The organism is Paracoccaceae bacterium, from assembly GCA_012103375.1.
GTDB lineage: Bacteria > Pseudomonadota > Alphaproteobacteria > Rhodobacterales > Rhodobacteraceae > WLWX01.
Genome location: WLWX01000001.1, coordinates 3,875,406 through 3,892,796, shown reverse-complemented (window position 1 = coordinate 3,892,796; position 17,391 = coordinate 3,875,406). Strand labels below are relative to the sequence as shown.

Here is a 17,391-nt window from a genome sequence, read left to right as displayed (position 1 = left end):
GAGTTTTTCAACACAATCAGCCGGTGCCAGCGCAATTGCCCGATAACGTTGCCGGGCTGATCGTCGCCTCGCCCGGAAATCCGACCGGGACGATGCTGGACCAACCCGCACTTGCGGCGTTGATCGGCGCGGCGCAGGACCGTGGCGCGGCATTTATCTCGGACGAGATCTATCACGGCATCGATTATGACCGCGCCCCGGTGACGGCGCTTTCGGTCAGTGATGATGTCTGCGTGATCAACTCTTTCTCGAAATATTTCTCGAAGACAGGCTGGCGGGTCGGCTGGATGGTGGTGCCGGACCATATGATCCGCACCGTCGAGCGTTTGGCGCAGAACATGTTCATCTGCCCGCCGCATGCCAGCCAGGTAGCCGCGCTAGCGGCGATGGACGCAACGCCGGAACTGGAGGCGAACAAGGCGGTTTATGCCGATTGTGTTGAAAAACTCCGTTTTAGGGCCTGAACGATGATTTTTCTTTCCATGCAGCCCGATCCTAAATTTTTGGCGCGGGGGTCGGCCCAAATCGCCTACATGCGCTCACGCGCAGCCATGCGCTGTCTCGTGGTCAAAGCTTTCCGACTATTTCGCTTCATAGGTTTTCGCAAGAAATCCGCGACGCTCTGATTTCGGAGTTTTTCAACACAATCTGCCGAAAACCGTCGCTTGATGATCGAAGGCTTGCCCGCTGCCGGATTTGCCAGCTTCGCCCCGCCGGATGGGGCGTTCTATATCTATGCCGATGTGTCGGACCTGACCGAGGATTCGCTGGCGCTGTCGCGAGACATTTTGGATCAGGCCGGGGTGGCCGTGACGCCGGGCCTGGATTTTGATCCGGCGCGCGGCCATCAGACACTGCGGTTTTCCTATGCGCGGTCGACGGCGGATATCGTCGAGGGGCTGGCGCGATTGGCGAAGTGGCGCGCATCGCGCTGAACGGCGCGCTTCCCATCCGTGGCCCGACCCGGTAGAGGGAAAAGAAAACGGTGGCGGGTCATGAGCAGCCCTCGGCTTCTATCAATTCTGCTGGCTGCGCTGGTCTGGTTTGGCGCGCCACAAACGGCTGTTGCGCAAGGTTCGCAGGCGCGGCTGGACGCGGCTGCGACCAGCGTGCACGATCTTGGGCGCCGATCCGAAGTGACACTGGGACTGACCGCGCCTGTGCCATGGCGGTTGACGCTGCGCGACGGTCCACCGCGTTTATTGCTGGATTTCCAGGGGCTTGATCTGGGTGCAACGGGTCAGGCCGCATTGCAGATCAGTGATACGGTTGCAGCGGCGCGCACCGGTTTTTCGGACGACGGCTGGGCGCGATTGGTGTTGGAATTGGCGCGCCCGATGGCGGTAACCGCAGCGGCGATGGATACGTCGGGCGCAGAACCGCGCCTGCGACTGACATTGCGTCAAACCAGCGCGGCGGCGTTCGCGGCCCTGGCCGAACCGGCGCCCGCCGCCACTCAAACCGCGCCCGAAGCTGCCAATCGCCCGTTCCGTGTGGTTATCGACCCCGGCCACGGCGGCGTCGATCCGGGGGCCGAAGCGGGGGGCGTCAATGAAGCTGACCTGATGCTGACCTTCGCACAGGAACTTGGCGCGGTGCTGTCCGACGCGGGCATCGAAGCGATTCTGACGCGTCAGTCAGATACTTTCGTGTCGCTGGAGGCGCGCGTGCGCATCGCCCGTCGCGCTGGTGCGGGGCTGTTCATCTCGCTCCACGCGGATGCGCTCGAAGAGGGCAATGCCTCGGGCACGACGGTCTATACGCTGGCGGATGAGGCGGTGGACGAGGCGACCCAGAAACTGACCGAGCGCCACGAATCCGGTGACCTGCTGGGGGGTGTGACGCTGGAAGACAGCAGCGATGAACTGGCGCGTGTGCTGGTCGACATTGCGCGCACCGAAACCCGGCCGCGCACCCACGCGCTGGCCGATGCGCTGGTCGGGATGATCGACGATCAGGTGGGCGGGCTTCACAAGCAACCGCTGAGGACGGCAGATTTCTCGGTCCTGAAATCACCGGATATTCCGGCAGTTCTGGTTGAACTGGGGTTCCTGTCGAATGCCCGCGACCTGAAGCGGATAAAATCTGCGGATTGGCGCGCGAAAATGCAGCAAGCGCTGCGTGACGGGATCATCGAATGGCGCAATGAAGACGCGCTGCGGACGGCCCTGACGCGGCAGTAGGGTGATCGGGGACTGCCCGACACATTTACATCAACGAATGCTCAGGTTGGGTGCCCTTCAGGCCGGATTCCTGGTGCGAATTAAATCGAACTGCCGAGGGCGTCAGTCGTCGGTGCGTGGACGGAACCGGGCCAGCCAGACCGAATGACCGCGACAGGCGGGATCTTCGGGGGTAAAGGCGATCACCTCGAACCCGTTTTCGTTCAGCAACCGGGTGTAATCCTTCGGGTCCAGACTGGCGTGATAAACCGGCGTGCCTTCGACCCGGCCAATCCGCTCCCCCTCTTCAGGGCCCGAGGTGAACATAAGGGCCGCGCGCGGGTTGGCGTGGGCGGCGAAGACAGGGAACATCGCCCGCTGATCTGCCCGGCTGAGGTGGAAGAAACTGTTCCAAGCCAGGATCATGTCGAATTTTTCGCCCAGATCCAGCCCGCGCATATCGGCGTGGAGTGCGGTCGCATGCGGCAGGCTGGCACGGAACATCGCCACCATAGCCGGGGCGCCATCAACACCGGTGATTTGCGCGCGCCGGTCCGCCAGATATGAGGCGATCGGCTGGCCCGAACCACATCCCAGGTCCAGCACCTTGCGGCCCGGCGCATAGGACAGCATCCGATCAAGCCAGCGCCGTTCAAACAGCGTTCGATCACGGCGAATGGCCCAATTGCGGCCAACGCGGTTATAGGTTTCGAGGATGGCTTCGGGCGAGGAATCAGATGCTTTCATACCCAATGGAGTGGCCCGGCAGTGCGCGTCGGGCAAGTCCTGACATGGCGGCGTGGCTGGCACAGGCGGAACGTTGCCACAATCGTCTGAATCCGGCTTTTGACGCTGCCCGCCGACCTGCGTATACCGGGGTGTGTAGGGTGCCAGTTGGGGGCAGAGTTTAGTGACTCGGTTTGTTTTGTCATTTTTCGGGGCGGTATTCAGCTGGCTGACCCTGGGCGGTCTGTCTGCTGTCATTGGAATCAGTGCGATCCTGTGGATCTATGGCCGTGACCTGCCAAACCACGAAACACTGGCGCAGTATACGCCGCCGACGATCAGCCGGATTTATTCCGGCGAAGGGCGGATCATCGATGAATTCGCCAAAGAACGCCGCCTGTTCGCCCCGGCGGAAGAAATCCCCGATCTGGTCAAACACGCGTTCATTTCCGCCGAGGACAAAAACTTTTACCTCCACAAAGGGTATGACATGCGCGGGATCGCGGCGGCGGTGGTCGATGCGGCGCGCGGCGGGCGGATCAGGGGTGCCTCGACCATCACGCAGCAGGTGATGAAGAACTTCCTTCTGGGCGGTGAACGGCGCGCGGAACGCAAGATCAAGGAATTGATCCTGGCAACGCGGATCGAAAAGACACTCAGCAAGGAAGACATTCTGGAGCTGTATCTGAACGAGATTGATCTGGGTGAGCGCAGCTTTGGCGTGGCCGCAGCGGCGCAGGTCTATTTCAACAAACCCCTGTCCGATCTGGACGCAGCCGAGGTCGCCTATCTGGCGATCCTGCCAAAGGCGCCATATGGCTATCACCCTGTAAAGGATCAGGAAAAGGCAATCCGTCGGCGCAATTTCGTGCTGCGCGAGATGCTGGAAAACGGCTATATCGACCGGGTGACTTATGACGTGGCGCGGGTTTCGCCGCTGCGCACGGTCCAAAACGGCGATTACGAGGGGTTCAAGGCCAACCTGCCGCCGCGCGATTATTTCACCGACGAAATCCGCCGCCAGCTAAGCCAGGATTTCGGTGAGGGAGAGTTCTTTGCCGGGGGTCTGACCGTCCGCGCAACACTGGATCCCGATATGCAGTCAGCGGCCGCCAAGGCGCTGCGGCGCGGGCTTGAAAGCTATGACCGGGATCGCGGCGTCTGGCGCGGCACCGGTATCAAACTGCCCGAGGAAAGCCTTGGCCCCGAAGAAGTCTGGCGCCCGGCATTGGCCGATGTCGACATCGCACGCGATATCGAGGGGTGGTATCCGGCGGTGGTGCTTCAGGTGGGCAAAAGCTCGGCCAGGATCGGGATCGAGGGCGTCGAGAATGACGAAGATGGCCACTGGATACCCGCGGAAGATGTGAAATGGGCGCGCAAGCGGCTTGAGGATGGCAAGCTGGGCCCGGCAGCCGTGCGCGCCGCTGACCTGCTGGAGCTGGGCGACGTGGTGCATGTGCGCCGGATGACCCGCGATAGCGACGGGTCGTTCATGCGCTGGACCCTGCGCCAGGTGCCCGAGGTTCAGGGCGGCTTTATGGCGATGGACGTCAACACGGGCCGGGTGCTGGCGGTTCAGGGTGGGTTTTCTTATCAGGACAGCAGCTTCAACCGCGCCACACAGGCGGCGCGGCAGCCGGGATCCTCGTTCAAGCCCTTCGTCTTTGCCGCAGCGCTTGACAGCGGGTTCAGCCCGGCAACGATCATTGTGGATGCCCCGATTGAGATCGACACCGGCGACCGGATCTGGCGGCCCAAGAACGCGACCAACAAGTTCTATGGCCCGACACCGCTGCGCACCGGGATCGAATGGTCGCGAAACCTGATGACAATCCGCCTTGCGCAGGAGGTCGGCATCGACACCGTGGCGCAATATGCGGAACGGTTCGGTGTCTATGACAACATGGGGCGTTTTCTGGCCAATGCGCTCGGGTCCGAGGAAACCACGCTTTACAACATGGTGGCCGCCTATGCGATGTTCGCCAACGGGGGCGAGCGGGTGGAACCCACGCTGGTGGACCGTGTGCAGGACCGTTGGGGACGCACGGTATTCCGCCACGACCAGCGCGAATGCACCGATTGCACGGCCCCAACGTTAGAGGCGGGCAGCGCGCCGCGCATCCTGTCGAACCGCACGCGGGTGATGGATGCGGTGACCGCCTATCAGCTGACCTCGATGATGAAGGGCGTTGTCGATGTCGGAACTGCGTCGAAATACGTCAACCTGCCGGTGCCGATTGCCGGCAAGACTGGCACCACGAATGACGCCAAGGACGTGTGGTTCGTTGGCTTCAGCTCGAACATCGTTGCGGGCTGCTATATCGGCCATGACACGCCACGCTCACTTGGCAACAAGGCCGGTGGCGGCAGCACCTGTGGCCCGGTGTTCCAGTCATTCATGCAGCAGGCGATCAAGAAATACGGTGGCGGCCCGTTCGCGGTGCCCGAGGGCGGTCATTTCATCAAGATCGACCGGTTTACCGGCGCACGGCTTCCCGATGACGCCGAAGGCCCGGGTGTTGTGGCCGAGTACTTCCGCGATGGCGAGGAACCGATCTTTGGCATCACCTTTGACGGCGGCTTTGCGATGGGCACCAACCTGCCGCTGTTCGCGCCCGGCGAAGGGGAAATCTTCGACGCCTACGCAAGTGAAGAGATCCTGACCTCGGACGGTCGCGTAACCTCGATCCCCAAGAAGGCCGATTTCGGATCGCTGACGTCCGGGGGCCTCTACTGATCTTGCTGGTCCCGGTGGCGGCTGCTATCCCCGCCGGACAAAGATCAGGGCAGGGCGGCACATGCGCGCAGAAGCGGAAAAATCAGTCGAGGCGATCGAGAAATCCCTGACCCTGCTGCGTCAGCGCATGGATTGGGAAACCGCGCCCCATCGGCTGGAAGAATTCAACGCCCGCGTTGAAGATCCGACCCTGTGGGACGACCCGGAGAATGCGCAGAAACTGATGCGGGACCGGCAGGTTCTGGTCGACGCGGTCGAACGCGTGACCGCGATGGCGCAAGAGCTTTCGGACAGTGTCGAACTGATCGAACTGGGCGAAATGGAAGATGACGCCGAAGTCGTGTCCGAGGCCGAGGCGGCGCTTAAGGCACTGGTCGAACGGTCGGCTGCGGCCGAGCTTGAGGCGCTGCTGAACGGTGAGGCGGACGCCAATGACACTTTCCTTGAGATCAACTCGGGCGCGGGGGGCACCGAAAGTTGCGACTGGGCGTCGATGCTGGCGCGGATGTACCTGCGCTGGGCCGAAAAGCGCGGCTATAAGGTCGAATTGCAGTCGGAAAGCCCCGGGGAAGAGGCGGGGATAAAATCCGCTGCCTATAAGATTTCCGGGCATAACGCCTATGGCTGGCTGAAATCGGAAAGCGGCGTGCACCGGCTGGTGCGGATCAGTCCTTACGATTCAGCGGCGCGGCGGCACACGTCGTTTTCCTCGGTCTGGGTCTATCCGGTGGTCGACGACAATATCGACATCGAAGTGAACCCCTCGGACATTCGCATCGATACCTATCGGTCGTCCGGGGCGGGCGGGCAGCACGTGAACACAACGGATTCGGCGGTGCGGATCACCCACGAACCCACAGGCATCGTGGTGACCAGTTCCGAGAAATCCCAGCACCAGAACCGCGATATCGCCATGAAGGCGCTGAAATCGCGCCTGTATCAGATGGAGTTGGATCGCCGAAACGCGGCGATCAACGAAGCGCATGAAAACAAGGGCGACGCGGGCTGGGGCAATCAGATCCGCAGCTATGTTCTGCAGCCCTATCAGATGGTTAAAGACCTGCGCACGAATTATGAAACCAGCGATACGCAGGGCGTATTGGATGGCGACCTCGACGCCATTATGGCCGCAACCTTGGCAATGGATGTGTCCGGCAAAAGCCGTGCCGAGGCCCAGGGCGAGGATTAATGTGTTCGAGGCAGGCACTTCGGTCTGAATTGACGGACACCCCGTTCCCATAAATCGCGCCCAGCCACTGTTGCGACGTCAGCCCGTGGGTCCGGCGCGCCCTGCCAAGTTCGGGCTTTCGCCTTGGGACAAGGCGCGGATCAAGTGGATGATGCTTTAATTCACCAGATCGTAGTGTTTGATGCTGCGGGATTCGACCAGTTCTTCTTCGGCTGGATCGATGTGGGGCGTGGTGTAGTCTTCACCGACGAATGCCTTTAACGCCTCTAAAGCGTTTCGGCTTGAACCTGAATCGCGAGGGATTCCCTTGAGACCTGATCTGTGATTCATCCTGTTTGGGAGGATGGATCATGTCAGCACCTTTGCCATCTGCGCTTCGGATACGGTTTCAGAGATACATTGAAGAAGGGTTGAGCGGGCGCGCGGCGGCGTTGCGGTTGAAGCTGTCGCCTGCCACAGGCGCGCGGTGGGCGCGTCAGGTGAGGATGAAGGGTCATGCGGAACCTGCCCGGCAGGGACCGCCGCGCGGCAAGGGAAAGCTGGCTCCGCATCGGGAATTCTTTGAGGAGTTGATCGCACAAGACCCTGACATCACGCTCTTTGAGTTGCGTAATGCGCTGGCCGATGCAGAGGGTGTGCGGGTGCATCACTCCTCCATCGCCAACCTTCTGTCCCGGCTCGGCTTCACGTACAAAAAAAGTCGCTGGTCGCAACCGAGCGCCGCCGCGCCAAGGTAAGGCAGCAACGGGCCGACTGGTTCAGATACCGCTCGCCAGCCATTGCGACCTTTCCTGAGCGCGTTGTCTTTATTGACGAAACCGCAGTGAAGACAAACCTCACGCGCCTACGCGGCAGAGCCAAGCGCGGTAAGCGCCTGACGATGGATGCGCTCTTCGGAAGCTGGGGAACCCAAACCTTGATCGCGGGCCTGACCCAAGGCGCGCTGATCGCACCTTGGGTCATCAAGGGAGCGATAGATGGCCCCGCCTTCGCGGCCTACATCCGCGAAGTGCTGGTCCCCGAGATCAACCCCGGCACTGTCGTCATTCTCGACAACCTGGCAACCCACCGGAATAAGGAGGCGACGCAGGCTTTACGCAATCACGGCTGCTGGTTCCTTTACCTGCCACCGTACTCGCCCGACCTGAATCCCATCGAGCAGGCCTTCTCTAAACTGAAAGCCCATTTGCGACGGATCGGGGCCAGGTCCTTTACCCAGGTCTTCGAAGCAATCGGAGCAATCTGCGATCTCTACGACCCAGTAGAATGCTGGAACTACTTTAAGGCCGCCGGATATGTCTCAGGTTAATGTCGAAACGCTTTAGGCTTTCCCAAACCATTACGAAACTGAATTCGCGGGGGCTGTCTGGGCGGGGTGCGCCTGGCAGAACCTGCGCAATTCCTTTCGTCCCCTGCATCAACGGTATTGCGGTTTCGTAGAAGAATTTTGCAAACTCGGCTTCTTTGCCTGGCCGCGTCGTAAGTTGAAAAATGCGCATGACCATGCGGTCCCCTCCGTATATCGTTGGAGGTTGCCTGCCTGACGTCAGCCTGCCTTCGTTCTGTTCACATGAAGATCAAACAGATCTTCGATCGCGCTTAGCATAGTCGACTGCGCCGACTCCGAAAAGCGCGCTTCACAACGGTCTGATCTTCAGTCGCGTTATCCGCTGATCCTGCCGCGCGGCCACTTCAAACCGGAAACCGTGGAACGAGAATACCTGCCCCTGGCTGGGGATGGTCTGGGCTTCGTGGATGACCAGACCGGCGATGGTGTTGGCTTCTTCGTCGGGCAGCGACCACTCGGTCGCGCGGTTCAGGTCACGGATCGTCATGGCGCCATCGACGACGTAATCGCCCGCTTCGGTCTGGCGAAGGGGGTGATCTTCATCAATGTCGAATTCGTCGGTGATCTCTCCGACGATCTCTTCCAGAATATCCTCCAGCGTGATCAGCCCCTGCAACGCCCCGTATTCGTCCACCACCAGCGCGAAATGCGTGTGCAGGCGCAGGAACTGGCGCATCTGGTCGTCCAGAGTCGTCGTTTCCGGGACGAAATAGGGCTCCATCGCCACGGCTTTGATGTCGAGTTTCGCCGCATCCGCCGTATCGTTACCGGATTCGCCACGGGCATAGATTGAGCGCAGCAAATCCTTGGCGTGGATCACGCCGACGATGTTGTCCCGCTCGCCGCGGAATACCGGGAGGCGGCTGTGGAGCGAATTCAGGCATTGTTCCAGAATTGCCTGTGCGTCTTCGTCGGCGTCCACCATCTCGATGTTGGACCGGTGGAGCATGATTTCTTCCACCGCGCGGTCGGCCAGGTCCAGCGCGCCCAGGATACGGTCGCGATCTTCCTTTTCGACAACACCTTCGGCATGGCCGATGCTGAGCGCGCCGGCGATTTCCTCGCGCACCGCTAGGATCTGACTGTCGGGGTCGGTCGAGACGCCGAACAGCCCCAGAATGCCGCGCACCAGCGCGCGCACGGCGGTGACGACGGGCGCGAAAATCAGCACGACCAGCGATATTACAGGCGCCACCAGCGAAGCGGCCCGTTCCGCGTTGGTGATCGCATAGGTTTTTGGCAGCACCTCGGCAAAGACCAGCACCAGCGCGGTCATCACCAGCGTGGCCATGGCCACGCCGTTATCGCCGAACAGCCGCGTGAACAGCGCCGTGGCGAGTGAGGCTGCCAGGATATTGACGATGTTGTTGCCCAGCAGGACCGAGCCGATCAGCCGCTCATTATCGTCGGTGATCTTCAGCGCGCGCGCGGCCCCGCGCGATCCGCGATCCGCCTGGCTGCGCAGCTTGCCACGCGACGCGGCGGTCAGCGCCGTCTCGCTGCCCGAAAAGAAGGCCGACATCAGCAGCAACGCGACAATGGCGGCCACGGTGATCCAGAAGGCGGCGTCGAGCGCCAGAGATGCGTTTTCCATTTGGTCCTGTGTGAACAAAGAATTGCAGATAGTATAAAATGAATTCAGCGGCAAGGAAGGCCGGGTTGGTGAAACAGCCGGGTACGATCGGTTCAGATGCCGGTGGACTGCACCAGCGCTGTCATGGTTTCGCCAGTGGGTGGTGTTTGTGAACCAGCGCACGCAGGCGTTCATCCAGCACATGAGTATAGATTTCGGTGGTGCCCACATCGGCATGGCCAAGCAGCGTCTGGATCACCCGAAGGTCGGCCCCATGCGCCAGCAGATGCGTTGCAAAGGCGTGGCGCAGCGTGTGGGGCGTGACCTTATCGGGTGAGACGCCTGCCGAAACGGCGATTTCCTTGATCAGAACATAGAACCGATGCCGGGTCAGGTGGCCGGATTTGCCGCGTGAGGGGAACAGCGCGCGCGACGGTGGCGCGCCTTTTTCCACCGCCGCAGCCTCGGCCTTGTCGCGTTCTGCCAGCCAGACCTCAATCGCCGCTCGCGCCGCATCTGTCAGGGGAACCAGGCGTTCCTTGTCGCCCTTGCCGCGTACCAGCAACGTCTCGGGGTTGCCGCGTGTGGCGGCGACGGGCAGGGACACAAGCTCGGTCGCGCGCAGGCCGGTGGCATAAAGCACCTCGATCAGGCAGCTGTTGCGCGCACGGTCCGCGCGATTGCGCCCTGTCGTCGCGGCGGCGGCGATCAGGCGCGACACCTCAGCCTCGCTCAGCGTTTTGGGCAGGCGTTGTTCGCGTTTCGGACCGGCGATGCGCACGGCCGGGTCGTCGGCGCGCCAGCCTTCTTCGACCGCGAAACGGGTAAACTGGCGGATCGCCGACAGGCGGCGGGCGCGGGTGGCGCGGGACAGTCCTGCAGCATCGCAGGTCGTCAGATAGCTTTCGACGTCGGCGCGCCCGATCGTGTCGAAACTCAACTCGCGCCCGGCCATCCATCCGGCGAAATCCTTCAGATCGCGCGCATAGGCCAGTTGCGTGTTGCGCGCCGCGCCGGTTTCTGCGGCCTGCGCCTGCAGGAAGGTGGCGATGCGGCTGGCGGCGTCTGTCATGCCTCGGGCGCCAGCAGCAGGATTTGCAGGGCGGCCTGCTGTGCGAAGCGTTCAAGGCCGATGTGGCGCATCAGGGCGATGGCATCGGTCAGCTTGGCGACATCGCCTTCGGCCCCGGCCTCGACCAGGTTGATCGCTTCCAGCAAAGCCTCGCCCGAGCGATTGTCGGCAATCAGCGGCGCAAATCGTTCCGGAACGCCGATGGCACGGAACCCGGCCAGTATTGCGGTGCTGGCTTCGCCAGTGTCGCCGGACAGGTCGCCCTGGCCGCTGGCAAGGTACAGCAGAAGGGATTCACTGGCATCTTGCGGGTCTGCGACGGCAGGGGTGCTGTCGAACTGCGGTGACAGCAGGCTGATCTGCCAGGCCAGGCGATCCTCGGGCGGGGGCAATTCCAGCCGCGCCAGTTTGGCGGAATACTGGGCCGCGAAGGCCGTTTCCAGACCGACGGATTGCATCGCCGACCAGGCCATTGGCAGCGCTTTTGCCACGGCTGCGCCGTCGTTCGCCTCGGCCGCGCGATCCAGGGCCTGAAACGCAGCGATCCGATCCCAGATCCCGCCGGATGCGGCGGGCAGGCGGCGCATCCAGATGGTGCGCCAAGCCTCGGTGCTGATTGCGCCGACGCGCACCAATCGCTCGGCGGCGGCAACCTCGGCCTTCCAGCCCGCCAGTGGACGCAAGTCGGTATGGGCAAAGGCCAGCGGCAGGGGGCCGGTTGGGATGACCTCTCCAATAGCTTCATAGAGGCGATAATCCAGCGGCGAGGGGCGCGACGGCGGGGCCGGGGGAAAGGCGCCTTCGTAAAGTTCGGCATCAAGAAACTGCGCCAGCAACGCGCCCTCATTCGCGCTGAGGACGTCAAGCGTTTCAGCGGTTTCCAGCGTCAGCGCCGCGGCGGACCAGTCACCGCCACGGGCCAGACAGAAGACCCGCGCCGAATAGGTCGGGATCAGATCGGGAGAGCTGCGCAAACGCCGACAGGCCTTGTTTTCGGTGCCTTTCAGAAGCGTGACGTCAAACCAGCGGCGAAACCGGTCCGGGTCTGACAGGCCTGCCTGTTCCAGAAGCTGCTCGGCCGGGCCAAGCGCGCCCATCGCCAGCAGGGCGTCGACCCGCGCGAAATAAAGCGGTGTCGCCGGGTCCGCATCGGACGGCGGATCCAGTTCGGCAATCGCCAGCGCGCGTACCAGATCGCGCATCGCAGGCAGGCTGCGGCTGTGGTCTTTCGCAATCGCGCGCGCCAGCGCGGCACTGCTGGAACTGCCCCACAGGGTGCGCGGCAGGCCCAGGCTTGCCGCAGAAACCAGCCCCACCTCATCGGCTGAGGGCTGGCCGAGTGGGGTGACGGTTATCGCCTCGGGCAGGGCATTGGTCGATATGGCTGGTTCATTGCCCGTGGCGGGCAGCCGAGGCGGTGCAGCGGCATTATCTTCCGCGATACTGTCAGACAGCCAGTCGATGGCCGACAATGGGGCCTGCGCCTGTGCGTCCAACGCGAAGGCACCCAGCATCAGGCAGGCTGAGAATGCAACCCGGCTAATCGACATCCAGGGTTACCGGTTCGGATATGGTGGTCACATTGGGGGACAGGTCGCCCAGATAGGCGAACCCCACGAAGGCGATTCCGGCCAGAACCACCAGCAGAAACAGCAATTTGATCAACGTGCCCATATTCTGCCCTTGCGCAATTGCGCGGAAACCCGCACCGGGCCGCTTTCAGTTCGGCGACCTTCTGCGCATCGTTATATATGGCCTTTCCCGCAAGATCACGCCATTCAGGGGCAACGAAGTGAATTCTAGGCGGGACGCTGCCGGTTTGGGGCTGATGCTGCATAAAACTGTGGTCCTTGTTGGGATGATGGGCGCCGGGAAAACCGCCGTCGGGCTGGCGCTGGCGCGCCGCCTGGGTGTGCCGTTTCTGGATTCGGATGCCGAGATCGAGGCGGCAGCGGATCGCTCCATCGCCGAAATATTCGAACGCGACGGAGAGGATTTTTTCCGCAGCCGCGAATCCGAGGTCATTGCCCGTCTGCTGGACGGTGCGCCCGGCATTCTGTCCACCGGCGGCGGCGCCTATCTGGCCGAGGCAAACCGCGCGATGATATCCGCGCGCGGTGCGGCGGTCTGGTTGCGCGCGGATCTGGAACTGTTGTGGAACCGCGTTCGCCACAAGGATACGCGGCCCCTGCTTCGCACGGCCAATCCGAAACAGACGCTGGCAGAGATCATGCAGGCGCGGACGCCATTCTATGAACAGGCGGATCTGATCGTTGACGCCTCGGCGGATTACGCAATCGAAGACGCGGCTGAGGCGGTAGAGCGTGCCTTGCGCGCAAGACCAGATGTGCTGAGCGAGGCAGAGTGATGGAACAGGTTCGGGTAAATCTGGCAGAGCGATCCTATGATGTGCGCATCGGCGAAGGGTTGATCGCGGGGGCAGGGGCCGAGATTGCTCCGCTTCTGCAACGGCCGCGCGTTGCCGTGATCAGCGATGAAACGGTCGCCGCGCTGCATCTTGATGCGCTGCGCGACGGGCTGGGCGTTGCGGGGATCGAGGTCAGCGCGCTGACGTTACCCCCCGGGGAGGCCACCAAATGCTGGGCGCAGCTTGAGCGCAGTGTTGATTGGCTGCTGGAGCAGCAGATTGAGCGCCGCGACGTTGTTATCGCGCTGGGCGGGGGCGTTATCGGCGATCTTGTCGGATTTGCCGCCGCGATCCTGCGCCGTGGCGTGCGGTTCGTGCAGATCCCGACCAGCCTTCTGGCACAGGTCGACAGCTCGGTCGGGGGCAAGACGGGGATCAATGCGCGCGCGGGCAAAAACCTGATCGGTGCGTTTCATCAACCCGCGCTGGTGCTGGCGGATATTGGCGTGCTGGCAACGCTGACACCAAGGGATTTCCTGTCAGGCTATGGCGAGGTGGTGAAATACGGGTTGCTGGGCGACGCGGATTTCTTCGCCTGGCTGGAATCGAACGGACCGGCGCTGGCAACGGGCAACGCCGCGCTGCGGGCCGAGGCGGTGCGCCGCTCGGTCCAGATGAAAGCCGACATCGTCGCGCGGGATGAGACGGAACAGGGCGACCGCGCGTTGCTGAACCTGGGCCACACATTCTGTCACGCGCTTGAGGCTGCGACCGGGTATTCCGACCGGTTGCTGCACGGCGAAGGGGTGGCCATCGGCTGTGCGCTGGCGTTCGAGGTGTCGGCCAAGCTGGGCCTGTGCGCGCAGGAAGACCCGTCACGGGTGCGCGCGCATCTGCGTGCGATGGGTATGAAGACCGATCTGGCGGACATCGCCGGGGAATTGCCGGATGCAGACGGCCTGCTGGCGCTTATGGCGCAGGACAAGAAGGTCATCGACGGGCGGCTGCGCTTTATTATGGCACGCGGCATCGGCCAGGCATTCGTGGCCGAGGATGTCGGGCCAGACCCGGTCCGCGCGGTCCTGTCAGAGGCTTTGCGCACACGCGGTTGAGGTGAATTCCTGCTGGCGCGGAGGCATGACTAATGGGGCCGTGTTAGCGGTCAACCAGGACCGAAGCGCCCACAATGAGCTGACGCAAGACTGGCAGGGCCAGTCCGGTGTGCGCGCCATTCGCCTGAGGCGCGCACCGAGAAATTCGATAGCGATTCAGATAATCAGAATGGCGTTCTAGAACGGGATTTCGTCGTCCAGGTCCGAGGCCGCGCCGCCGCCCTGACCGCCAGAGGGGCCACTGTCATATCCGCCGCCGCGATCATCCTGATAGCTGCTGCCACCACCACCGCCACCGCCGGCATAATCGCCGCCACCACCACCGCTGCGCCCGTCAAGCATGGTCAGCGTGCCGCCGAACCCCTGGACGACGACTTCGGTAGAATATCGGTCGTTGCCCGACTGGTCCTGCCATTTGCGGGTTTGCAGCTGGCCCTCGATATACACTTTCGAGCCCTTCTTCAGGTATTGCTCGGCGACGCGAACCAATCCTTCGCCGAAAATCGCAACAGTATGCCATTCGGTTTTCTCGCGCCGCTCGCCCGTGTTGCGGTCTTTCCATGTTTCGGACGTGGCGATCCGCAGATTGGCCACCTTGCCGCCGTTCTGGAACGACCTGACCTCGGGGTCGCGCCCCAGATTTCCGATCAGGATGACCTTGTTGACTGATCCGGCCATGTGACTGCTTCCCCCGTTTATCTCGATTCTCAAGTCGCGCAGACGTTACATGGCCCCATCGTGGTTCACAAACAGCAAAGGCCCGCTGATGGGCTTGGCCTTGGCATATCCTGTGGGTAACATCGCGCCCAACACTGTATCGGGGGATATCTGATGATTTTGCGGGCCAGCCTGAGTGTTGGATTTCTGCTGGTTTTCACCGCTCTGGCGGTGGCGCAAACGTCGAATGGGGTGGTTTCGTCCAAGTCTCGGCCCGTATTGCTGAAGAACCAGCTGAGCATCCTCGATTCGCGCGCATCGACGCAATATCGGTCTTCGGTACGGCTGAAACCGGCAGAGACGGTTGTTCCCAAGGCAGCAGCGGTTCCCCGGTTCAGCGGCAAGTATCGCGGAAAGTATCTATCAACAGCGCAGGCGGCGGCGCGCAAGCACGGTGTGCCGGTCGATCTGTTTCTGCGCCTGGTGCAGCAGGAAAGCGGCTGGAACCCCGGAGCGGTGTCGCCCAAGGGGGCGCTGGGGCTGGCGCAGCTAATGCCCGGGACGGCGCAGCGGCTGGGGGTGGATCCGCATCAACCGACCCAGAACCTGGACGGCGGCGCACGCTATCTGCGCAAGATGTACAACCGCTTTGGCACCTGGCGGCTGGCGCTGGCGGCCTATAACGCCGGGCCCGAGGCAGTGGCGAAATACGGCGGCGTGCCGCCCTATAAAGAGACGAAGAATTACGTCCGCATCATCTGGGGCAGCTGACGCGCCACTCACCGTGGTGTGAAGTTCTTCACCGCGCCGTGAACAAGATCACCTGCAAGTTACTGTTATTGCAGTAATAATTCACGCGCTTTGGTGAGCAGTCGTGTTTTGCCTGTCGTCGGGTTTCTGGCCTATTCCGGCTGCACCAGAAACCTGAAGGAAGGACAGTTCCGATGCTTAAGACACTTCTAGCCACCGCTGCCATCGCCGTTTCGGCCAGTGCAGTTGCCGCTGAGACTTATTCGGTCACCGTGACCAACACGATGGAGACCGAGCTGCTGGCCCCCATCCTGATCACCAATGCCGCCAACGACGCGCATATTTTTGACGGCCACTATGTCACCAAGGAAGCTGAGGATCAGATTCTGACCGGTGATCCGAAGATGCTGGCCGAACGGATTGGCGCGGACGCAATGGTCGGCCACGGCATGGACGGCCCTCCGGGTGTGCTGCTGGCGCCGGGCAAATCGGTGACCTTTGATATCATGACCGATGCGACCAGCGTGCGCGTCATCTCGATGGTGGCACCGACCGAAGTGCCGGATAACTACGTCTCGGCGGTGTTTGATCTGACGGGCGTCATGATGGCTGCGGGGCAGTTGCCGCGCTTTGATATCGGCCATGATGAGGGCACGATGAAGACCACGAAACTCGAAGGTTTCGGTGGTGAGATCACGTTTGATCTGAAAATGTAGTCAGTTTGGGTTTCCCGGGGGAGGGCGTCTTTCCCCAGGCAACGCATAGCGTGGCGCGGCCCTCGGGCCGCGCTTTCGCATGGGATATTGCTGATTGGGTGTGTTGGCCTGGAACGGACAATGGCGAGGCGCTTCTACGCCCGGAATCAAGCCAGCGAGGGCGCCGGGCGATCGCCTGACCGTCCGTCGCACCAAAGGTGCGCCATGATTCATTGGCACGCCTCTGGCGTGACGGGCAAGCGATTTCGATGGGTCGCGAATCCTTCGTAGATTGGAGTTAACGCAGAACCATTAATTGCCACACATCACTGTTGCATCGCCTACCCCCGGTCAGGCGTTCGCCCGGCTTGGCGAGTGATCGCCAACGCCCCCTCCAGGCCGATTGTGTTGAAAAACTCCGTTTTAGGGCCTGAACGATGATTTTTCTTTCCATGCAGCCCGATCCTAAATTTTTGGCGCGGGGGTCGGCCCAAATCGCCTACATGCGCTCACGCGCAGCCATGCGCTGTCTCGTGGTCAAAGCTTTCCGACTATTTCGCTTCATAGGTTTTCGCAAGAAATCCGCGACGCTCTGATTTCGGAGTTTTTCAACACAATCGGCCAAAAGCCGACACACTCAGCCCCTCCCTTCGGGTCCTGAATAGCTGCGTTCCACCTTGGCCACGCGCAAACGATAGTGTTTGTACCAGCGTTCGCGCCCCAGACGCTGCGCGCCTTCGTGTTCGGCAACCTTCTTCCAGGCAAGCAGGTCATCCTCGGACTTCCAGTAACTGACTGTGATGCCTGTCCCGTCAGCCGCGCGAACCGATTCGATGCCGATATAACCCGGTTGCTTTGCCGCCAGCGCGTCCATCGCTTCGGCCATGGCCGCGTAACCGGCGTCATCCTCGTGACGCTGGTTGGTGAAAATCACCGCCCAGTACGGCGGATCGGGCAGGGGGGCGAAGCCATCCATAGTGCGCAAGGCTAGGCACAGGT

The 17,391-nt window shown here is 62.0% G+C and carries 15 protein-coding genes and 2 pseudogenes; 10 read left to right on the top strand and 7 right to left on the bottom strand.

Going from position 1 to position 17,391, the window contains the following annotated elements:
* Positions 1-92 precede the first annotated feature (92 nt).
* The 3 genes and pseudogenes from GKR99_19835 (at position 93) to GKR99_19825 (ending at position 2,183) form a co-directional block, all read left to right on the top strand.
* On the top strand, positions 93-464 hold the full coding sequence (locus GKR99_19835; GenBank protein ID NKB29679.1) for an aminotransferase class I/II-fold pyridoxal phosphate-dependent enzyme: 372 nt from the start codon (positions 93-95) through the stop codon (positions 462-464).
* Between the two features lie 186 nt (positions 465-650).
* Positions 651-935 (top strand): annotated as a pseudogene (locus GKR99_19830) (aminotransferase class I/II-fold pyridoxal phosphate-dependent enzyme).
* Between the two features lie 60 nt (positions 936-995).
* Complete coding sequence (locus tag GKR99_19825; protein ID NKB29678.1) at positions 996-2,183, top strand: AMIN domain-containing protein; 1,188 nt, start codon at positions 996-998, stop codon at positions 2,181-2,183.
* 102 nt (positions 2,184-2,285) lie between these two features.
* On the opposite strand, the gene GKR99_19820 is transcribed toward GKR99_19825, so the two are convergent.
* Positions 2,286-2,909 (bottom strand): methyltransferase domain-containing protein, encoded by a 624-nt coding sequence (locus GKR99_19820; GenBank protein NKB29677.1) that lies wholly within the window; start codon positions 2,907-2,909, stop codon positions 2,286-2,288.
* Positions 2,910-3,072: 163 nt separating this feature from the next.
* Here GKR99_19820 and GKR99_19815 point away from each other — a divergent pair, with 163 nt between their 5' ends.
* From GKR99_19815 to GKR99_19805, 3 genes and pseudogenes are all read left to right on the top strand, one after another.
* A complete protein-coding gene (locus GKR99_19815; protein ID NKB29676.1) occupies positions 3,073-5,628 on the top strand; it encodes a PBP1A family penicillin-binding protein in 2,556 nt (851 codons plus the stop codon).
* Between the two features lie 61 nt (positions 5,629-5,689).
* On the top strand, positions 5,690-6,817 hold the full coding sequence (locus tag GKR99_19810) for a peptide chain release factor 2 (protein ID NKB29675.1): 1,128 nt from the start codon (positions 5,690-5,692) through the stop codon (positions 6,815-6,817).
* A gap of 350 nt (positions 6,818-7,167) precedes the next feature.
* Positions 7,168-8,126, top strand: a pseudogene (locus tag GKR99_19805) (IS630 family transposase).
* Between the two features lie 328 nt (positions 8,127-8,454).
* Here the strand turns inward: GKR99_19805 and GKR99_19800 are convergent.
* The 3 genes from GKR99_19800 to GKR99_19790 all read right to left on the bottom strand — a co-directional run bounded on the left by GKR99_19800 (position 8,455) and on the right by GKR99_19790 (position 12,324).
* On the bottom strand, positions 8,455-9,759 hold the full coding sequence (locus GKR99_19800; protein NKB29674.1) for a DUF21 domain-containing protein: 1,305 nt from the start codon (positions 9,757-9,759) through the stop codon (positions 8,455-8,457).
* A 121-nt stretch (positions 9,760-9,880) separates the two neighbouring features.
* Positions 9,881-10,810, bottom strand: a complete 930-nt coding sequence (locus GKR99_19795; GenBank protein NKB29673.1) for a tyrosine recombinase — start codon at positions 10,808-10,810, stop codon at positions 9,881-9,883.
* Positions 10,807-12,324, bottom strand: coding sequence for a hypothetical protein (locus GKR99_19790; GenBank protein NKB29672.1), 1,518 nt, complete (start codon positions 12,322-12,324; stop codon positions 10,807-10,809). Before GKR99_19790 ends, GKR99_19795 begins: the two co-directional genes overlap by 4 nt.
* Positions 12,325-12,629: 305 nt before the next feature.
* On the opposite strand from GKR99_19790, the gene GKR99_19785 reads away from it, so the two are divergent.
* Both GKR99_19785 and GKR99_19780 read left to right on the top strand, forming a co-directional pair.
* Positions 12,630-13,178: a shikimate kinase gene (locus GKR99_19785; GenBank protein ID NKB29671.1), complete on the top strand. Its 549-nt coding sequence runs from the start codon at positions 12,630-12,632 to the stop codon at positions 13,176-13,178.
* Positions 13,175-14,290 (top strand): 3-dehydroquinate synthase, encoded by a 1,116-nt coding sequence (locus GKR99_19780; GenBank protein ID NKB29670.1) that lies wholly within the window; start codon positions 13,175-13,177, stop codon positions 14,288-14,290. The genes GKR99_19785 and GKR99_19780 overlap by 4 nt, the downstream gene beginning before the upstream one ends.
* 177 nt (positions 14,291-14,467) lie before the next feature.
* Here GKR99_19780 and GKR99_19775 read toward each other — a convergent pair whose 3' ends face one another.
* On the bottom strand, positions 14,468-14,968 hold the full coding sequence (locus GKR99_19775; GenBank protein NKB29669.1) for a single-stranded DNA-binding protein: 501 nt from the start codon (positions 14,966-14,968) through the stop codon (positions 14,468-14,470).
* A gap of 153 nt (positions 14,969-15,121) precedes the next feature.
* On the opposite strand from GKR99_19775, the gene GKR99_19770 reads away from it, so the two are divergent.
* Positions 15,122-15,718 carry a transglycosylase SLT domain-containing protein gene (locus GKR99_19770; protein ID NKB29668.1) on the top strand — a complete coding sequence of 199 codons (597 nt, stop codon included), beginning with the start codon at positions 15,122-15,124 and terminating at the stop codon, positions 15,716-15,718.
* Between the two features lie 173 nt (positions 15,719-15,891).
* Positions 15,892-16,413: a hypothetical protein gene (locus GKR99_19765; protein NKB29667.1), complete on the top strand. Its 522-nt coding sequence runs from the start codon at positions 15,892-15,894 to the stop codon at positions 16,411-16,413.
* Between the two features lie 478 nt (positions 16,414-16,891).
* On the opposite strand, the gene GKR99_19760 is transcribed toward GKR99_19765, so the two are convergent.
* On the bottom strand, positions 16,892-17,029 hold the full coding sequence (locus tag GKR99_19760; GenBank protein ID NKB29666.1) for a hypothetical protein: 138 nt from the start codon (positions 17,027-17,029) through the stop codon (positions 16,892-16,894).
* Positions 17,030-17,368: an antibiotic biosynthesis monooxygenase gene (locus GKR99_19755; GenBank protein NKB29665.1), complete on the bottom strand. Its 339-nt coding sequence runs from the start codon at positions 17,366-17,368 to the stop codon at positions 17,030-17,032.
* Between the last annotated feature and the right edge of the window lie 23 nt (positions 17,369-17,391).

Coding starts and splice junctions, on each gene's coding strand:
- GKR99_19820 (NKB29677.1), bottom strand. CDS start 2,909: ATGAAAGCATCTGATTCCTCGCCCGAAGCCATCCTCGAAACCTATAAC.
- GKR99_19795 (NKB29673.1), bottom strand. CDS start 10,810: ATGACAGACGCCGCCAGCCGCATCGCCACCTTCCTGCAGGCGCAGGCC.
- GKR99_19755 (NKB29665.1), bottom strand. CDS start 17,368: ATGGATGGCTTCGCCCCCCTGCCCGATCCGCCGTACTGGGCGGTGATT.
- GKR99_19800 (NKB29674.1), bottom strand. CDS start 9,759: ATGGAAAACGCATCTCTGGCGCTCGACGCCGCCTTCTGGATCACCGTG.
- GKR99_19770 (NKB29668.1), top strand. CDS start 15,122: ATGATTTTGCGGGCCAGCCTGAGTGTTGGATTTCTGCTGGTTTTCACC.
- GKR99_19810 (NKB29675.1), top strand. CDS start 5,690: ATGCGCGCAGAAGCGGAAAAATCAGTCGAGGCGATCGAGAAATCCCTG.
- GKR99_19775 (NKB29669.1), bottom strand. CDS start 14,968: ATGGCCGGATCAGTCAACAAGGTCATCCTGATCGGAAATCTGGGGCGC.
- GKR99_19790 (NKB29672.1), bottom strand. CDS start 12,324: ATGCTGGGTGCCTTCGCGTTGGACGCACAGGCGCAGGCCCCATTGTCG.
- GKR99_19825 (NKB29678.1), top strand. CDS start 996: ATGAGCAGCCCTCGGCTTCTATCAATTCTGCTGGCTGCGCTGGTCTGG.
- GKR99_19765 (NKB29667.1), top strand. CDS start 15,892: ATGCTTAAGACACTTCTAGCCACCGCTGCCATCGCCGTTTCGGCCAGT.
- GKR99_19835 (NKB29679.1), top strand. CDS start 93: ATGCTGGACCAACCCGCACTTGCGGCGTTGATCGGCGCGGCGCAGGAC.